This window comes from Pseudomonas parafulva (assembly GCF_002021815.1).
Classification (GTDB): Bacteria; Pseudomonadota; Gammaproteobacteria; order Pseudomonadales; family Pseudomonadaceae; genus Aquipseudomonas; species Aquipseudomonas parafulva_B.
On record NZ_CP019952.1, the window covers coordinates 2,694,993 to 2,710,995 of the forward strand.

The 16,003-nt window shown below is 61.9% G+C and carries 17 protein-coding genes; 6 read left to right on the plus strand and 11 right to left on the minus strand.

Features of this window, described 5'->3' with window-relative positions:
* The first annotated feature begins 22 nt into the window (after nt 1-22).
* Nucleotides 23-1,036 (plus strand): UV damage endonuclease UvsE, encoded by a 1,014-nt coding sequence (locus B2J77_RS12060; protein ID WP_078478734.1) that lies wholly within the window; start codon nt 23-25, stop codon nt 1,034-1,036.
* A gap of 17 nt (nt 1,037-1,053) precedes the next feature.
* On the opposite strand, the gene B2J77_RS21660 is transcribed toward B2J77_RS12060, so the two are convergent.
* The 5 genes from B2J77_RS21660 to B2J77_RS12085 all read right to left on the minus strand — a co-directional run bounded on the left by B2J77_RS21660 (nt 1,054) and on the right by B2J77_RS12085 (nt 4,376).
* Nucleotides 1,054-1,281 (minus strand): hypothetical protein, encoded by a 228-nt coding sequence (locus B2J77_RS21660; protein ID WP_078478735.1) that lies wholly within the window; start codon nt 1,279-1,281, stop codon nt 1,054-1,056.
* Nucleotides 1,282-1,578: 297 nt separating this feature from the next.
* Nucleotides 1,579-2,382, minus strand: a complete 804-nt coding sequence (xth, locus tag B2J77_RS12070) for an exodeoxyribonuclease III (protein ID WP_058637292.1) — start codon at nt 2,380-2,382, stop codon at nt 1,579-1,581.
* Nucleotides 2,379-2,621 (minus strand): hypothetical protein, encoded by a 243-nt coding sequence (locus B2J77_RS12075; protein ID WP_058637293.1) that lies wholly within the window; start codon nt 2,619-2,621, stop codon nt 2,379-2,381. The genes xth and B2J77_RS12075 overlap by 4 nt, the downstream gene beginning before the upstream one ends.
* Nucleotides 2,622-2,680: 59 nt before the next feature.
* Nucleotides 2,681-3,385 carry an SDR family oxidoreductase gene (locus B2J77_RS12080; RefSeq protein WP_078478736.1) on the minus strand — a complete coding sequence of 235 codons (705 nt, stop codon included), beginning with the start codon at nt 3,383-3,385 and terminating at the stop codon, nt 2,681-2,683.
* 85 nt (nt 3,386-3,470) lie between these two features.
* Nucleotides 3,471-4,376, minus strand: a complete 906-nt coding sequence (locus B2J77_RS12085; protein ID WP_078478737.1) for a LysR substrate-binding domain-containing protein — start codon at nt 4,374-4,376, stop codon at nt 3,471-3,473.
* A gap of 501 nt (nt 4,377-4,877) precedes the next feature.
* Between B2J77_RS12085 and B2J77_RS12090 the strand changes: the two genes are divergently transcribed.
* Nucleotides 4,878-6,731, plus strand: coding sequence for an ABC transporter ATP-binding protein (locus B2J77_RS12090; protein ID WP_078478738.1), 1,854 nt, complete (start codon nt 4,878-4,880; stop codon nt 6,729-6,731).
* 228 nt (nt 6,732-6,959) lie between these two features.
* Nucleotides 6,960-7,496, plus strand: coding sequence for a WYL domain-containing protein (locus tag B2J77_RS12095; RefSeq protein WP_078478739.1), 537 nt, complete (start codon nt 6,960-6,962; stop codon nt 7,494-7,496).
* Nucleotides 7,497-7,503: 7 nt separating this feature from the next.
* Here B2J77_RS12095 and B2J77_RS12100 read toward each other — a convergent pair whose 3' ends face one another.
* Together B2J77_RS12100 and B2J77_RS12105 are read right to left on the minus strand one after the other, a co-directional pair.
* Complete coding sequence (locus B2J77_RS12100) at nt 7,504-8,226, minus strand: hypothetical protein (RefSeq protein ID WP_058637298.1); 723 nt, start codon at nt 8,224-8,226, stop codon at nt 7,504-7,506.
* Between the two features lie 83 nt (nt 8,227-8,309).
* Nucleotides 8,310-8,612, minus strand: a complete 303-nt coding sequence (locus tag B2J77_RS12105) for a DUF3077 domain-containing protein (protein ID WP_058637299.1) — start codon at nt 8,610-8,612, stop codon at nt 8,310-8,312.
* Nucleotides 8,613-8,779: 167 nt separating this feature from the next.
* On the opposite strand from B2J77_RS12105, the gene B2J77_RS12110 reads away from it, so the two are divergent.
* A complete protein-coding gene (locus tag B2J77_RS12110) occupies nt 8,780-9,403 on the plus strand; it encodes a glutathione S-transferase family protein (RefSeq protein WP_058637300.1) in 624 nt (207 codons plus the stop codon).
* A 33-nt stretch (nt 9,404-9,436) separates the two neighbouring features.
* Here the strand turns inward: B2J77_RS12110 and B2J77_RS12115 are convergent, their stop codons facing one another.
* Nucleotides 9,437-10,606, minus strand: a complete 1,170-nt coding sequence (locus tag B2J77_RS12115) for an MFS transporter (RefSeq protein WP_078478740.1) — start codon at nt 10,604-10,606, stop codon at nt 9,437-9,439.
* 95 nt (nt 10,607-10,701) lie between these two features.
* On the opposite strand from B2J77_RS12115, the gene B2J77_RS12120 reads away from it, so the two are divergent.
* Entirely contained in the window at nt 10,702-11,613 is a 912-nt protein-coding gene (locus tag B2J77_RS12120) for a LysR family transcriptional regulator (RefSeq protein ID WP_078478741.1), read from the plus strand.
* Here B2J77_RS12120 and B2J77_RS12125 read toward each other — a convergent pair.
* A complete protein-coding gene (locus B2J77_RS12125) occupies nt 11,586-13,010 on the minus strand; it encodes an MBL fold metallo-hydrolase RNA specificity domain-containing protein (RefSeq protein WP_078478742.1) in 1,425 nt (474 codons plus the stop codon). The genes B2J77_RS12120 and B2J77_RS12125 overlap by 28 nt on opposite strands.
* A gap of 128 nt (nt 13,011-13,138) precedes the next feature.
* Nucleotides 13,139-14,521 (minus strand): PLP-dependent aminotransferase family protein, encoded by a 1,383-nt coding sequence (locus B2J77_RS12130; protein ID WP_078478743.1) that lies wholly within the window; start codon nt 14,519-14,521, stop codon nt 13,139-13,141.
* A gap of 124 nt (nt 14,522-14,645) precedes the next feature.
* Here B2J77_RS12130 and B2J77_RS12135 point away from each other — a divergent pair, with 124 nt between their 5' ends.
* Nucleotides 14,646-15,515, plus strand: coding sequence for a DMT family transporter (locus tag B2J77_RS12135; protein WP_078478744.1), 870 nt, complete (start codon nt 14,646-14,648; stop codon nt 15,513-15,515).
* Between the two features lie 81 nt (nt 15,516-15,596).
* On the opposite strand, the gene B2J77_RS12140 is transcribed toward B2J77_RS12135, so the two are convergent.
* Entirely contained in the window at nt 15,597-15,974 is a 378-nt protein-coding gene (locus tag B2J77_RS12140) for a response regulator (RefSeq protein WP_027914716.1), read from the minus strand.
* Nucleotides 15,975-16,003 lie beyond the last annotated feature (29 nt).

Here is a 16,003-nt window from a genome sequence, read left to right on the forward strand (position 1 = left end):
CCCAGCCCTCTGGAGTATTTGCATGCCACGCCTGGGTTTCGCCTGCATGTACCGGCACCCCCACCGCAGCTTGTCGGTCAAGGAGCTGGAGACCATCGAGCGGACGTTCAACCCGCGCAGCACGACGCTGCGCTGGGTCTCGGGCGCCTCCCGCGAGGCGGCCCGGAACAAGTTGCTGGAACTGGTTGAACACAATCTCCAGGCCCAGCTGCGCTTGCTCGACTACGTGGCCCAGCTGCCCCAGGCGCTGCGCATGCTGCGCCTGAGCAGCGACCTGCTACCGCTGTACAGCCACCCTAGCGTGGCCCACGTGTACCGCGAGGCGGATTTCCAAGCGCTGATGACCGAACGTTTCGCCGCCATCGGCGCTTTCGCACGCGCCCGGGAGATACGCCTGTCGTTTCACCCTGGGCAGTATTGCGTGCTGGGCTCAGACCGCCCCGATGTGGTGGACAACAGCTTGGCCGAGTTCGAATACCATGCCGACATGATCCGCATGATGGGCTACGGACAGGTCTTCCAGGACTTCAAATGCAATGTGCACATTGCCGGCCGGCTGGGCGGTGCGGGTATTCGCACCGTATGGCCGCGCCTGTCCGATGTGGCCCGCAACGTGATCACCTTCGAGAACGACGAGAAGACCTATGGGCTCGACGACTGTCTGGCGCTGGCGGACCTGGCGCCGGTGGTGCTGGATATCCACCATTGCTGGATCCATGAGGGTGACTACATCGACCCGAACGATGGGCGAGTGGAGCGGGTGATCGAGAGCTGGCGAGAGGTACGCCCGACCATGCACTATTCTCAGCCCCCGGAACATCTGCAGGCGCTGGGTTTCGACCCTGATCGCAAGCTGGTGATCGATGAGTTGCTGGAACAGGTGAACAAACGCGACCTGTATGCCCACAGCGCTCGCATGTGGAACCGCTGGACGAACCGCTACGCACTGCAGTTTCTGGACAGGTTCGACATCATGTTCGAATGCAAGGACAAGAACCTGGCCACGCTGGAGTTCTTCAACGACTACCTGGCTTGATCGGCCCGGGCATGCCCTCAGCCGCTTCTGGTCAGGTCATCGGCCACTTCGCAGCCGTTACGACAGCTGCACTCGTATTCAGCTTGTGCGCGAGTCGGCAGGTTTAGACTCAGCCTGACCTTGTCCTGAGTGTCGTACAGGTCGTAGCCCTCCCCCAACGAAGATAGAAAGCCGAGTCGCCGTGGCAGCCATTCTTTGGTTTGCGGTACAGCTGGAACCACAACGAAGCGCATCTGCATGATCATCCCTCATCGGCCGTTCCTTAGTATTAGTCATGCTAAGAGAAAGCATCAAGTAGGCTCATGCGTGTTTACGTCGATCATGAAGTCGAATACGTAGATGACGTGATTACGTCCCCAAGCTAGCAATCTCCTCGTCGGAGCGGCCCTTGTGCCGCGACGGGCCGCGAAGCGGCCCCGGCAACGTCAGCGGCAAAGCTGAAATCCTGGGGCCGCTTCGCGCCCCGTCGCGGCACAAGGGCCGCTCCCACTCGAAACCTCATAGCCCAGAGATAGGGACAGCACCCATCCTGACTAACTGGCTCAAGCTGACTTGCGGCTACGCCGACTCCCCAGCTCGATCCAGGTCGGAGCATGGTCACTGGCCTTGGGTTCATTGCGCACCCAGGCATCGACGCCCGCACGCTTGAGGTATGGCGCCAAATCCCGGTTGAGCAGCAAGTGGTCTATGCGCAGGCCCGCATTACGTGCCCAGTGGTTGCGGAAGTAGTCCCAGAACGTAAATACCTGTTGTTGCGGATGCAGGTGCCGGATGGCGTCGATCCAGCCGTTGGCCAGCAAGCGCTCGAAGCAATCGCGCGATTCGGGTTGCAGCAGTGCATCCTTGCGCCAGGACTTGGGGTCGTAGATATCAAGGTCCGTGGGCACGACGTTGAAGTCCCCAGCCAGGACGGTGGGGTGACCACTGCCCTGCAACTGCCGGGCATGCTCGATCAGGCACTCGAACCAACGCAGCTTGTAGTCGAACTTCGGCCCTGGTTGCGGGTTGCCATTGGGCAGGTACAAACACCCGACCAACACACCCTGTACCGCTGCCTCCAAGTAGCGGCTCTGGGTGTCGTCCTCCATGCCCGGCAAGCCTCGCCGTACCTCGAGCGGCTCGCTGTCGCGCGCCAGGATCGCCACCCCGTTCCAGGCAGGCTGGCCCAGGTGCAGGCAACCGTAGCCAGCGGCCTCCAGGGCCTCACCCGGGAACTGTTGGTCGGGTGCCTTGAGCTCCTGAAGGCAGACCACATCGGGCTTTTCACGTTCGAGCCAGGCCAGCAGTGCTGGCAGTCGGCTGCGAATGCCGTTGATGTTGAACGTGGCGATCCTCAGCGCTTTCATGTGTCAGGGTCGATCACATGGGCGTGCACGGCATCTTCCAGGGCATGCACGTGCGCCTGGTCGGCCAAGGCCTTGAGCGCCAGCCAATCGTCCCAATCGATGATGCCATCGTCACGCAACGCTTCGGCGGTACGCACCAGTTCGTGGTGGTAGGCATCGGGCGACTCACGGCGGTAGCTGATGTCGTCGTACTGAGCGTACCAGGCCGCAAGTTCAGGGATACTGCGTTCGATACTCATCACACTGCTCCTGAGAAACCCTTTGGGGTTGTGAGCCTGGCTTGAGCGCATCGTTCAACTCAGACGCTTCGGGTCAGGCCCCCGTCGACCCGGATATTCTGCCCGGTGATGTAGGCGGCGCCATCACTGGCCAGAAACGCGACCGTGGCGGCGATTTCGTCGCTACTGCCATAGCGCTTGAGCGGCACGCTGTCGCGACGCTGCTCGGTGGCCGGCAAGCTGTCGATCCAACCCGGCAGCACGTTGTTCATGCGCACATTGTCACGTGCGTAAGTGTCCGCGAAGAGTTTGCTGAACGCAGCCAGTCCGGCACGCATCACGGCGGATGTGGGAAACAAATCGCTGGGTTCGAAGGCCCAGGCACTGGAAATATTCACGATGACCCCGCCGCCCTGGCGCTGCATCACTGGTGTGACCAGGCGTGTGGGCCGGATGACGTTGAGCAGGTAGGTGTCCATGCCGGCATGCCAGTCGGCGTCGGTCAGGTCCAGCACCGGCCCCCGAGGTCCGTGGCCCGCGCTGTTGACCAGCACGTCGATGCGGCCCCACTGCTGCATGACCTTGTTGACCAAGCGCTCAAGGTCCTCCGTGCATTGGTTGCTACCTGTCACGCCCAGCCCGCCCAGCGTCCTGGCCAAGGCCTCGCCCTTGCCAGAGGAGGAAAGAATCGCGACCTTGTAACCATCGGCGGCCAGGCGCCTGGCTGCCGCCGCGCCCATGCCACTACCGCCTGCGGTGATGATTGCAACCTTTTCGATTGTCATGCTGCCTCCTGTGATGGGTCATCGAGTAGGTACAGGGCTCAGGCTACCAAATGGCAGAAAAGCGAGGGAGACAGCTGCCAATGCGTTAGCCAGTAGTTTTGCTATCACCGGCATCAGACCTGAGCCAGTCGATGACCCACTGCAGCAGCTGCGTCTCTCGCCCTTTGCGGGGCCATACCAGGTAGAACGCCTTGTCTGGGCGCAGGTGCGATTCGGCGACCTGGACCAGGCGCTCGGCGTCGATGTCCTGCGCAACGAAGGCGCGTTCCGCCAGCGCAATGCCCTGCCCGCCAATGGCCGCGTCGATGGCAAGCGACGTCTGGTTGAACTGGACAGACCTTGCACAGACGGCGGGGTGACCGGGATAGACCTGCGCACGGTAAGACGGCCACCAATCATGAGCATCACTCAGGGCCACATAGCGCTCCAGGCTTGCGAAGTCTTCAGGCGGGCCAAGCGCCGCTACCAGGGAGGGGCTCGCCACCGCGATGATGTCCGAGGCCATCAACAGTGCCTGCTCAAGCCCTGGCCCAAAAGGCGGGCGCCCGTAGCGCACGGCAAGGTCGACGCCGTCGGTATGAAAATGCGACAGCCGATCGGTGGCCAGTATTCGCACATCCAATGTCGGGTGGCGCTCGGCCAGTCCGCCGAGCCTGGGTATCAGCCACTTGGCTGCGAAGGTAGGAGTCACGCTGACAGTGATATGGGAAGGCGCAGGTCGCAGCCGGCGCGTCGCCTCATTGAGCATGCCCATCGCAGTGCGCACGGTTTCGCTATACCCCCGGCCAGCGTCGGTCAATGCCAGGCCTCGGGGCAGGCGTTCGAACAAGCGTACCTCCAAGGCGCGCTCCAACCCCCGAATCTGCTGAGCCACGGCAGCCTGGGTAACCCCCAGCTCTGCAGCAGCCAGGCGAAAATTGAGGTGCCGTGCCACGACCTCGAATACCCGCAGGGCGCCAAGGGACGGCAAGTCGGAAAAAAGGGCAGGCATAGGACGTTGTTCGATCCAGGCTGGGCAGATTGGCACGAGGCTAGCCCCATCCATGCAGGAAGTCGATGAGCGTTCAGGCCAAAGTGTCCGTTCGGCCGAGCAGGACTGACCGGCAACTCCCTCGCTGCACGCTCAGGCGGGCATGGATACATTCCTTTGCAATTGCCAGAAACAAGCGCTGGTACTATGACCTCACCGCTTGCCCACACGGACCGTCAGCATGCAGATACGCACACTTTCCCGCCATGAATTCAATGAGGCCAGCGCCTAGGGCATGAATTGGCATGCGGACACGCTCGTGCCTCTTCTGCCTGCACAGGGCATGGCGACAGAGGCTGATTGACTGGCCGATGCAACAGGCCTTGAGCACGTGGTGCCTCACGCAGGCCAATGACGCTGAGATTTTTGATCAGATGGACACTCGTTGTGTCTATGTAAAGGCGGGCACTGCTGGTGCAGTACCAGGACTGCCACGCCATTCGTTTTTCCCGGAGACACTGCATGCTTCATATCTTTGAGCGTAGGCTCGACCCATTCCCTCCCGATGAGGTACCGCCGCCTCCCGTTGGCCTCGTGCCGTTTCTGTGGGCGTGCACCCGTGGGGCGCGCGGCTACATTCTGGCGCTGGCCCTGCTCAGTGCCGGCGTGTCCCTGTACGAAGCCTGGTTGTTCAGCTTCCTTGGCCAGGTGGTGGACCTGCTGTCGGCCTGGCAGGCCGGCGACACCGCTGCCGCCCAGGAAAGTCACGTATTGTGGGGAATTGGCATCGTCCTGGTGATCAGCATAGGCTTGGTGGCGCTACGCACCATGGTCCAGCACCAGATACTGGCCATCAACCTGCCGCTGCGCCTGCGCTGGGATTTTCACCGGCTGATGCTGCGCCAGAGCCTGTCGTTCTTCTCCGATGAGTTTTCCGGGCGGGTCACCACCAAGGTGATGCAGACTGCATTGGCCGTGCGCGAGGTACTGTTCACGGTCATTGAGATCCTGCCTGGCATTGGCGTCTATTTCATCGCCATCATCGCCCTGGCCGGCGGCTTTGCCTTGAAACTGATGCTGCCGTTCATTGCCTGGCTGGTGCTGTTCGGGCTGGCAATGGTCTATTTCGTTCCACGCCTGGGCGCAGTGGGTGAAGAGCAGGCCCATGCGCGCTCGTCGATGACTGGGCGCATTTCCGACGCCTATACCAACATCACCACGGTCAAGTTGTTCTCGCACTCCAAGCGCGAAGCCCATTTTGCCCGGGCGGCCATGGAGGACTTCAAGCAGACCGGTTTCCGGCAGATGCGTCTGGTGAGCCAGTTCGAGATCGTCAACCAGGCGTTGGTGGTAGGGCTGATTCTCGGTGCAGGCGGTTATGCGCTGTGGCTATGGCACCAGGGCCAGGTGGGCACCGGCGCTGTGGCGGCCATCACCGCCATGGCCCTGCGCATCAATGGTATGTCGCACTGGATCATGTGGCAGATGACCTCATTGTTCGAAAACATCGGCACACTTCAGGACGGCATGGCCACCCTGACGCGCGGCCCGAAAGTGCAGGACGCCCCGGACGCCACTGCGCTGGTGACCCGTGGTGGCGCGGTAACATTCGACAAGGTCAGTTTCAACTACAACGGTGAACGCCAGGTACTGACCGACCTCAGCCTGGACATCAAGCCGGGTGAAAAAGTGGGTTTGGTCGGCCGTTCCGGTGCAGGCAAGTCCACGCTGATCAGCTTGCTGTTGCGCTTTTACGACGTGGACAGTGGCCAGATTCGTATCGATGGTCAGGACGTTGCCAAGGTCACCCAGGACAGCCTGCGCAGCGCCATCGGCATGGTGACCCAGGATACGTCACTGCTGCATCGCACCATTGGCGAGAACATCGCCTATGGTCGGCCAGATGCCACCGAGGCGCAAATCCAGGCGGCCGCCCGTGATGCGCAAGCTCACGGGTTCATCAGCCAGCTCAGCGACCAACACGGTCGCACCGGCTACGACACCATGGTCGGCGAGCGCGGCATCAAGCTGTCCGGTGGGCAACGTCAGCGCATCGCCATCGCCCGGGTGATGCTCAAGAACGCCCCCATCCTGCTGCTCGACGAGGCGACCAGTGCACTGGATTCCGAGGTGGAGGTCGCCATCCAGGAAAGCCTGGACGAGATGATGGAAGGCAAGACCGTGATTGCGATCGCCCATCGCCTGTCCACGATCGCCGCCATGGACCGCCTGATCGTGATGGATGAAGGGCGCATCATCGAGCAGGGTACGCATGCCCAGTTGCTGGAGAAGAACGGCACCTATGCGCGCCTGTGGCAGCATCAGAGCGGCGGCTTCCTTGGCGAAGACCAGGGTATGGCGCACGCGCTCAACTGAATGGGCGCGCGCTGATCCGTTGCCTGGACAAATAATGTTAGAGCGTTGACCCATCGCCCCTGTGTGGTTGACTCAGGGGCGATGGGTTTGCAATTACAAAGGCGCTGTTTGCGCTCGTCGCTCACATCACTGGCATGAACGACTTGGTCCAAACTCTTCTAGACGGTATCCTCCGGTAGCTTAAAGCCACCAGTTAGGCGTTCATTGTAAGCCCTCAAGGAAGAGCCTTTGCCCAGTCGATCATCTCGTCACACCATCGCCCGCCAATGGGAACTCCTCAAGCTACTGCCGGGCCACCATCCCGGCATGAGTTGCACGCAATTACAGGCAGCGCTGTCCAGCGCAGGTCATGCCACGACTAAGCGAACGGTCGAGCGTGACCTGGTCGAACTGGCAGGGCTGTTCCCGTTGCAGCGCAACAGCGCGTGCATGCCCTATAGCTGGCACTGGCAGCCCGGAAGCAAGTTGCGCGACGGGGCAACGACCACGCCAGGTGAGGCCCCTGTCCAAGTGGAATTGCATGCCTGGGTCGACGAGTCGCTCTATCATCATCTGGAGACGCATCCGCTGGGTACGGGCATGCGCCTCACACGCCTGCCCAATGGCGGTGCCATTTTGGTGACGACGGTAGCGGATGATCGAGCGTTGATGGGCTGGCTGCTGTCCCAGGCCGGGGCGATCCGCGTTCAGGGACCGCAATCGGTGCGCCTGGCTTTGCTGGAACACCTGCGTCAGAGCCTGGCACTGCACGACACTGGCGCTTGAGTAACGCCTAGGACGGCCGCCGGCGGGACAGGCAGGCGTAACCCAGCGCCAGCACGCTCACCCCCAGAACAGCCAACAGCCCCATCAGCTCTGTGCTGTAGCGGGCAACCCAGGCCGGGAAGCCGGTGACCGACTGATACACCTGAATATCCGCCGTGCCTTCGGCGTAGCTGATACCGACCCCACTCTGGCGTATCTGCGAATAATCAGCATCGAAATACACCCAGACCTTGCTGGCGCCACCGGCCTCTATCGCCGGGATCTCAAGCTGAGCAGTGGCAGCTTCAAGCAAGGTGTCATTGCCGGCCGAATCGCGGATTTGCACCAGGCCTTTGGACGGCAAGCGAATCCTCACCTGGTCCACGGGTGCATTGCCGGTGTTCTGCAACTCGATGAGCAAGCCAGTCCGGTGGTCGACCAGGCCGGCCTCGAAAGGTTTTGCAAACAGCTGGGCATAAGGCGCCTGGGCTATCTCCACCAGCCGGTCGACCTGATCACGGCTCAGTTGCCCTTGGCCGATCGTGTTTATGCGTGCACTCAACTGCTCGTACTTGAGCTGCTCGCTGGCTTTGCTGATGCGCTCGCTGAACTGCCCTGGATAGGTCAGGTAGGCATAGGTCAGCGACGCTTCCAGGCGCGGGCTGCCCACCACTGCCTTGTAGACGAACAACAGGGCCGCCAGCCCGATCAGAACGGCTACGAGGAGTTTCCCCACCTTGTCCCAGCTCAATGCACTCTTCCTTTTGTCGAGTTACAGGCGATACGCGCCGCCAAGGGTGCCAAGTTCGCAGCCCCCAGGCAAGCGCCTGACCGCTATCGTTCGACATCGTCCTCACGAACATTGCGCAACGCCTGCAATTGCCCGTCGATAAGGGCCTTGGCCATGGCGGCCAGGTAGCAGGTGGCAAGCATCGCGTTTCTGCGGTCTGCGGGCTTGTCGATGGCCTTGCGGGTAAGCTCGGTGATGCAACCCATGATGGTGGATGCTTCCATCAAGGCAGTACGCAAGGGCAACGCTGGCTTCATCTGGACCAGGTCGGAACCGGCGCTTGCGAAACGTCGGGCTGCGTTGACCACGGTGGGGCCTTGGGTTGGTAGGGTGGGTTTGTTGTCCATGCTGTTTGCTCCCTGTCTGGAGACCCGAGACTAGGCAGGTGCTTCCGTGAGCACAACGACCAGCAAGTGCATGCGCGCATTTTCAGAAAGGGCCTACATGATCGCTGCCTCTTGACCGTTTGCCCTCGGTCACCGAGGATCGAAACCCCGCCTACAAGGATGTCAACATGCTGCGCATACTGGGCAAAGCCTCATCGATCAACGTTCGCAAGGTGCTGTGGGCGTGCGCGGAGTTTCAGGTCCCGTTCGTGCGTGAGGACTGGGGATCGGGCTTTCAGGCAACCGACAGCGAAGCGTTTCTTGCGCTCAACCCAAACGCCCTGATCCCCGTCATCCAGGACGGCGACTTCACCTTGTGGGAGTCCAACAGCATCATTCGCTACTTGGCCAACTGCTATGGCGCAGCAGCGTTCTACCCAGTGGAGGCCCGCACCCGGGCCAGGATCGACCAGTGGATCGACTGGCAGGCTTCGGACCTGAACGCCTCCTGGCGCTATGCGTTCCTGTCGCTGGTTCGGCATTCACCTGCCCATCAGGACCCGCATGCGCTGGCCAACGGCTGTGCCGAGTGGGGGCGCAACATGCTCATTCTCGAGCGCCAACTGGCCCGCACTGACGCCTACGTGGCAGGGCGCGACTTCACACTGGCCGACATTCCCATTGGCCTGTCGGTCAACCGCTGGTTCGAAACACCGCTCGAACACCCTCACCTGCCTGCCTTACGCGATTATTACGAGCGCCTGAGCGAGCGCCCGGCCTACCATGAACATGGGCGTAACGGCACGCCCTGACCGCTAGCAGAGGCCTTGGCGCAGGCCCATGCCTCAGACCGCGACCTGGGTAACCTGGTGGCGACCCCGCCAGGCGAACGTCAGCACCATTATCAAGCCCAGCGCCGCAGTGCCAGCGCCGGCCAACGCGATGGCCGAGTAACCGAGGCCGCCGTTGATCACGGCGCCCCCTAAGGCAGCGCCAATGGCGTTGCCCAGGTTGAAAGCTCCGATGTTCACAGCCGATGCCAGGTTCGGTGCGTCCTTGGCGGCCTCCATCACGCGCATCTGCAGGGGCGGCACGAGGGCGAAGCTGGCTGCGCCCCAAACCAGGATTGCGCCAGCGGTCAGCAGGGACGAGCCCAGCACCAGTGGAAACACCAGCAGCACTGCGATCAGCACGGCGAGCGAGACGATCAGGGTTCGATCTACGGAACGGTCCGCCGCCTTACCGCCCCACACGTTACCCAGGGTCAGGCCAACACCAAACAGCACCAGCATGGACGTGACGAATGCAGTAGAGGCGCCGGCTTCGTTTTGCAGGATGGGCGCGATGTAGGTAAACACCGTGAACATCGCGCTGGAACCCACCACGGTCAGGAGCAAGGCAGCCAACACGGGCCCACGGGTCAGCACACGTATCTCGGCCAGTGCACCGTCGCCTTTGGGCGATGGCACATTTGGCAAGGCATACCACAGCGTAGTCATCGCCACCAGGCCGAGCCCGGCTATGCCCCAGAACGCCGTGCGCCAGCCGAGCAACTCGCCAAACCAGGTCGCCAGAGGGACACCGCCGATGGTGGCCAGCGTCAGGCCCATGAACATTGCAGCCACGGCGCCGGCACGTTTCTCAGCGGGCACCACGCTGGCCGCGACGATGGCACCTATACCGAAGAAGGCGCCGTGGTTGAGCGAGGTCACCACCCGTGCGACCAACAGGCTGGCGTAGTCACTGGCCAGGGCCGACATCAGGTTGCCCAAGGTGAAGATGGCCATCAGGCCGATCAGCAGGTATCGGCGCGGTACGCGTACGGTTGCCAGGGTCATGAGCGGGGCGCCGATCAGTACACCCAGTGCATAGGCGCTGACCAACAGACCCGCGGCCGGAATGGAAACGCCCAGATCAGTGGCGATGCTGGGCAGCATACCCATGGGGGCGAACTCGGTAACCCCGATACCGAATGCGCCCATGGCGAGCGCTACAAGGGGTGGGTTGATACGCATGGCTAAACTCCTTATCTGTGCCGTAAATGCTACGATCTGTTTCACCAAGGCACTAGATAGCGATTTTGCGAACCACCTTTGCGTACGAGGCACAAATGGATCTGACAGGACGATCAGGCGAGATGGAAGTGTTCACCAAAGTGGCGCAAGCAGGCAGCCTGTCCGCCGCCGCCCGTGCACTGGGCCTGACCCCCTCTGCTATCAGCCGCATATTGGCGCGTACCGAGCAGCGTCTGGGTACACGGCTGATGCTGCGCACCACTCGCGCGCTTACCCTCACGCCAGAAGGCGAGGCATACCTGCGAGGGGCACGACGTGTACTGACCGACCTTCAGGAAGTGGAGCAGGCCATTACCGACCAGGGCGTGCCGCGCGGTCGGGTTCGCGTCAGCGCTGCACTTGGGCATGGCCGGCTGCGCATCGTCCCCTTGGTGGCGGCGTTCAGCGTGCAGTACCCGCAGGTACTGGTTGATCTCACCCTCAGTGACGAAGTTGCCGACGTACTCGGCGGGCAGGCCGATGTGGCCGTGCGCTTCGGAGCGCTGCCAGACAGTTCGCTGAATGCTCGGCAAATCGATGAAACGGGCCAAGTGATCGTGGCCTCGCCGGACTATCTAAGCCGGCGGGGCACCCCTTTGCTGCCCGAAGACTTGGCCAAGCACAACTGCTTGCGGTTCAACTTCAGGCGCGCCACCTCGGACTGGCCGTTCGTACGTGACGGGCGCGGGTTCGCATTGAAATTAAGCGGCAACATCGAATGCAGCAGCGGCGAGGCTCTGGCCCAGTTGGCCAGGCTGGGCGCAGGCATCGCCCGGATAGGCACCTTCACCGTCGCCGATGACCTGGCCAGCGGGCGCCTGGTGTCACTGCTCGAGGCCTTCAACCCAGGCGACCGTGAACCGATTCACGCCGTCTTTGCCGGTGGACCGAACATGCCCGCACGCGTGCGGGTGTTCGTGGACTTTCTGGTCGCCAACCATCAGGGGATGTGCACACTTCCCTCGTGACCGCTCTCGCGATAACGCGCTTGCAAAACGCCAGCCAGGCACTGCTTGGCCTCAGGCTCTCCGTGTATCAGGCGGATATGCGACGGCCAGGCCTGCATGCGTGTGACGAAACCGACCAGATCTGCCTGATCGGCATGGGCTGAATAGCCCTCCACGCGCTCTATTGCGGCACGGATGTCTATGCGCTCGCCGTCCAGCATGACGTAGCCGCCATCCGGGCCATGGGTCAGGATGTCCCGGCCAGGTGTGCCATGGGCCTGGTAACCGACGAAGACCACATCGTGCCGGGCATCACCCAGCATCGCCTTGAGGTAGTTGACGATACGCCCACCCGAGCACATGCCATTGCCCGCGATGACGATGGCCGGCCGGGCCGTCTCGGCCAGGTGCTGAACGATGCGCTGGTGTTCCTCATGGCTGTCGATGGTGATCAGTTGCTTGAAGGACAGGGGCTTGCGTCCCTCCTTGATGCGATCCTGGGCTGATTCGTCCCAATACCCTTGCAGACCTTTGTAGACCTGCGTGAAACGGCTGGCCAGTGGTGAATCGAGAATGATCGGCAAGTGTGGCCAATCCACCTCGGGGCCGCTGTTGGTCTGGTCCTGCCCCGCCAGTTCATGCTCGTGGAGGATTTCCTCCAGCTCGTAGAGCAAGTCCTGGGTGCGGCCAATACAGAAAGACGGGATAAGCACCGTGCCCTGATTTTGCAAGGCGCGCTCGATGACGGCCTGCAAGCGTTCACGCCGGTGCTCCCGGTCGGCGTGGCGGCGGTCGCCGTAGGTGCTTTCCAGAATCAGCAGATCAGCGCGCTCGGGAGGGGTCAGGTCTGGCAAGAGCGGGGAATGCGGGGCTCCCAGGTCACCACTGAAGACCACGCGCTGGGCAGTGGCATCCGGCCCTGTCATTTCGAGTTCCACATAAGCCGAACCCAGCACATGGCCGGCCGGTTGCAGCCTGACTTTGCAATGGGCACCCTCGGTTTCGTGGAGCGTGAACCAGTTGCCGTAGGGCAAAGCGATGGTGCGCTGCTCCACCACCTTGAGATAGCGTTCCAGTTGCTCCGGATCGTCGCTGATACCTAGACGGAACGCGTCTTCGAGTACGATGGGCAACAGTTGGGCTGACGGTTCGCTGCACAGGATCGGCCCCTCGAAACCTGCAGCCAGCAAATGTGGGATTCGCCCGACGTGATCCAGATGCACATGGGTCACGATCAGGGCCTTGACGCCATCGATGGTGAAGTCGAGGGTCAAGCCCTCCCCGCCTTGCCCCTCGTCCTCGCCTTGGAAGGCGCCGCAGTCGATCAGCAAGCTGGCCGTCTGGTCCATCCAGACTTGATGGCAGGAGCCGGTCACGCCCTCGCGGGCGCCGTGGTGAATGATTTCCGGGTGATCCATGATGGCTAGCCTGCGTGAGCCTTGAGATACGTTGGGCATTGCCGGCTGGATGAGGGTTCAGAAAAGCTCGGGCGTCATGGTTGCTGGGGCCGCATTGCGGCCCGATGCCGGCGTATCCAGGCGCAGGTTCAGGCATTCAGGGCCCGTGCCAGTACTTCATAGATTCTCGCGTCGGCCGACTGCGCGACGTTAAAACGCACATAGTCGCCAGCCGTCTGGGACTGGCTGAAAGCATTCCCAGGCGCCAGCACCACGCCATCGTCCAAGCATACCTTGGCCAACGCGGCAGCGTCCTTGCCCTGCGGCAGACGGCACCACAGGTACAGCCCTGCCTGCGGCATCAGCCAAGGAACGATACCGAGCGCTTTGAGCTTTTCAGCCGTCCTGTCCCGTTCGATGGCAAGGCGCATCCTCACGTTCTCCATATGCCTGCGGTAGCCGCTGCCGGTGATCGCATGGTGAATGATGTCCGCTGCCAGGCGACCGCCGCCGAACGTGGTGGCGATCTTCAGATCGACCAGGCTCTGAATCCAGTCGTGACGCGTGGCGATGTACCCACACCTGACCGAAGCGGAGACGGTCTTGGAAAAACTGCCAATCTGGATGACCCGCGCCAGGCCATCGAAGGCCGCGAGCCTGGGCGCTGGCGTATGCTCGAAATCGGCGAAGACGTCGTCCTCGACGATCAACAAGCTCGCGGCCTCAGCGAGCTTGAGCAGCCGGTGTGCAGTGCCCGGTGACAGGGAGGCACCTGTTGGGTTGTGAATACCGGAATTGGTGATGTAGAGCCGTGGCGAATGCGCCGCCAGGGCAGCACCAAATGCCTCGATGTCAGGGCCAGTAGGGGTCTGACGTACACCGACGACGTTGACGCTATGGGCCCTGAGCAAGGCATGGAAGTTGAAATAACAGGGATCGTCGAGCAGTACGGTGTCACCGGGTTGGAGCAGAAAACGGCAGATCAGGTCGATGGCGTGCGTGCCGGACTCGGTGAGCATGATCTGCTCTGCCGGCACGTCGATGCCAAAGCCTGCCAGTCGCCGCGACAGAAAATGACGCAGCGGCGGATGGCCCTGCGGCGATGCATACTCGACCACCTGCTCGGCTTGCGAGCGCGCAGTAGCCCTGAGCGCCTTGCGCACCCCGGCCTCGAACATCCATTGCGCAGGAAGCCAGCCGCACCCAGGTTTCAACGTGGCGCCAGCAGGTTCGAGCGCCTGGCGAGAAATCCACAGCGGGTCGACTTCGTGCTCAAGCTTGGGCCCCACCTCGGTCAGCACTAAGGGCGCCGCGACCCCTGCCACATAAAACCCGGCGCCACGGCGCGCATGGACTACGCCTTCGGCCACCAGTCGTTCGTAGGCCTCGACCACAGTCGACACCGAAACCTGCATGCTTTGCGCCATTGCCCGTACTGAAGGTATTCGTGCACCGGGCAAATAGGTACGGGCCGCGATGCGCGCATGGACTTCAGTCATGACTTTTCGAATGCGTGTGCTGTGCTCTTTCACTGAAATCCTCTCACCTGTACTGCCCATCGATACCTGACAGTTCCGCCAAACTGTACTGGATTGTACATGGCATCAAAGCGCACGTTGGTGCTGTACTGGCTTCATCAATGACAAGGAGTGCGAGATGCAGAAAACAGCAAGCGGCTGGATCAACGGTTTCATCGGCGTGGTGATTTTCGCAGGCTCCTTGCCCGCAACACGCGTTGCCGTGACGGCGTTCGAACCGACGTTCTTGACCTGCGCGAGGGCAACCATTGCCGCGTTAGTGGGTGCTTGTTGTCTGATTTTGCTGCGTCAGCCCCGGCCTGGGCGAGGCGATTGGTCATCCCTGGGCGTGACGGCACTCGGCGTCGTGGTCGGGTTCCCGCTACTGACTGCATTGGCCTTGCAGCACGTCAGCTCGGCCCACTCCATTGTGTTTGTGGGGCTGCTGCCGCTGTGCACCGCTGGTTTTGCCGTGCTGCGTGGCGGCGAGCGTCCCAGGCCGTTGTTTTGGGCATTTTCGTTGGCAGGTGCCGGGTTGGTGGCGGGGTACGCATCAACCTCTGCAGGGCAGGCTTCGCTACTGGGTGATGGGTTGATGGTCGCGGCAGTCGTGGTGTGCGGATTGGGGTACGCAGAAGGAGCACGCCTGTCCCGCACATTGGGCGGCTGGCAGGTGATCAGCTGGTCGTTGCTGCTTGCGCTACCAGCGATGCTGGTGTTGGCAATCATCACCATGCCCACGAGGGCGAACCTTACGCAAGTCGGCGCCTCTGCCTGGTTCAGCTTCGGTTATGTGGCGTTGTTCAGCATGTTCATTGGATTCGTGTTCTGGTATCGCGGGCTCGTCCAAGGCGGGATCGCGGCAGTAGGCCAATTGCAGTTGGTCCAGCCCTTCATCGGGTTGGGGTTGGCGGCGGTGTTATTGCACGAGCAGGTGAGCTGGGCCATGGTGGCGGTGACGGCGGGTGCGGTGCTGTGTGTTGCCGGGGCCAAGCGGTTCGCCCATTGACGCGCAATCCTGCGGTGGAACTGGAACCAGGCCACTGATCGCTCGACCAGTGGCCAGCCGCTTTGCTGCAACCTACCGCTGTCAGCGCAGCAGGGTCTGGATCTTGTCGTGCAACGTATCGAGGTCGAACGGCTTGGCCAGGATGGGCGCCTTGCGGGTGATCGGGCTGCCGGACTCCAGGATCTCCGCTGGATAGCCGCTGATGAAGATCACCTTGAGGTCCGGCCGCAACTTGACAGCCGGCTCAGCGATTTCCACCCCTGAAATGCCACCGGGCAAGCGAAAGTCAGTCACCATCAGGTCCAGGTGCGGCTTGCTGGCCAGGATGGCAAACGCCTGCTCGCCATCTTCGGCAACCAGCACGTGGTAGCCCTCCCCGGCCAAGTAGTCCCGCAAAATCATGCGAATGGCCGGCTCGTCCTCGACGACCAACACCACATCTTGTGCATCTTCACTCATATCGAAACCTTGGAAATTCTTGCAGTTTG

What these genes read in the sequence shown, in the direction of transcription:
- B2J77_RS12110 (WP_058637300.1), top strand. Translation starts at nt 8,780, where the DNA reads ATGCTGCGCATACTGGGCAAAGCCTCATCGATCAACGTTCGCAAGGTG.
- B2J77_RS12115 (WP_078478740.1), bottom strand. Translation starts at nt 10,606, where the DNA reads ATGCGTATCAACCCACCCCTTGTAGCGCTCGCCATGGGCGCATTCGGT.
- B2J77_RS12105 (WP_058637299.1), bottom strand. Translation starts at nt 8,612, where the DNA reads ATGGACAACAAACCCACCCTACCAACCCAAGGCCCCACCGTGGTCAAC.
- B2J77_RS12135 (WP_078478744.1), top strand. Translation starts at nt 14,646, where the DNA reads ATGCAGAAAACAGCAAGCGGCTGGATCAACGGTTTCATCGGCGTGGTG.
- B2J77_RS12080 (WP_078478736.1), bottom strand. Translation starts at nt 3,385, where the DNA reads ATGACAATCGAAAAGGTTGCAATCATCACCGCAGGCGGTAGTGGCATG.
- B2J77_RS12075 (WP_058637293.1), bottom strand. Translation starts at nt 2,621, where the DNA reads ATGAGTATCGAACGCAGTATCCCTGAACTTGCGGCCTGGTACGCTCAG.
- B2J77_RS12140 (WP_027914716.1), bottom strand. Translation starts at nt 15,974, where the DNA reads ATGAGTGAAGATGCACAAGATGTGGTGTTGGTCGTCGAGGACGAGCCG.
- B2J77_RS12060 (WP_078478734.1), top strand. Translation starts at nt 23, where the DNA reads ATGCCACGCCTGGGTTTCGCCTGCATGTACCGGCACCCCCACCGCAGC.
- B2J77_RS12085 (WP_078478737.1), bottom strand. Translation starts at nt 4,376, where the DNA reads ATGCCTGCCCTTTTTTCCGACTTGCCGTCCCTTGGCGCCCTGCGGGTA.
- B2J77_RS12125 (WP_078478742.1), bottom strand. Translation starts at nt 13,010, where the DNA reads ATGGATCACCCGGAAATCATTCACCACGGCGCCCGCGAGGGCGTGACC.
- B2J77_RS21660 (WP_078478735.1), bottom strand. Translation starts at nt 1,281, where the DNA reads ATGATCATGCAGATGCGCTTCGTTGTGGTTCCAGCTGTACCGCAAACC.
- B2J77_RS12120 (WP_078478741.1), top strand. Translation starts at nt 10,702, where the DNA reads ATGGATCTGACAGGACGATCAGGCGAGATGGAAGTGTTCACCAAAGTG.
- B2J77_RS12090 (WP_078478738.1), top strand. Translation starts at nt 4,878, where the DNA reads ATGCTTCATATCTTTGAGCGTAGGCTCGACCCATTCCCTCCCGATGAG.
- xth (WP_058637292.1), bottom strand. Translation starts at nt 2,382, where the DNA reads ATGAAAGCGCTGAGGATCGCCACGTTCAACATCAACGGCATTCGCAGC.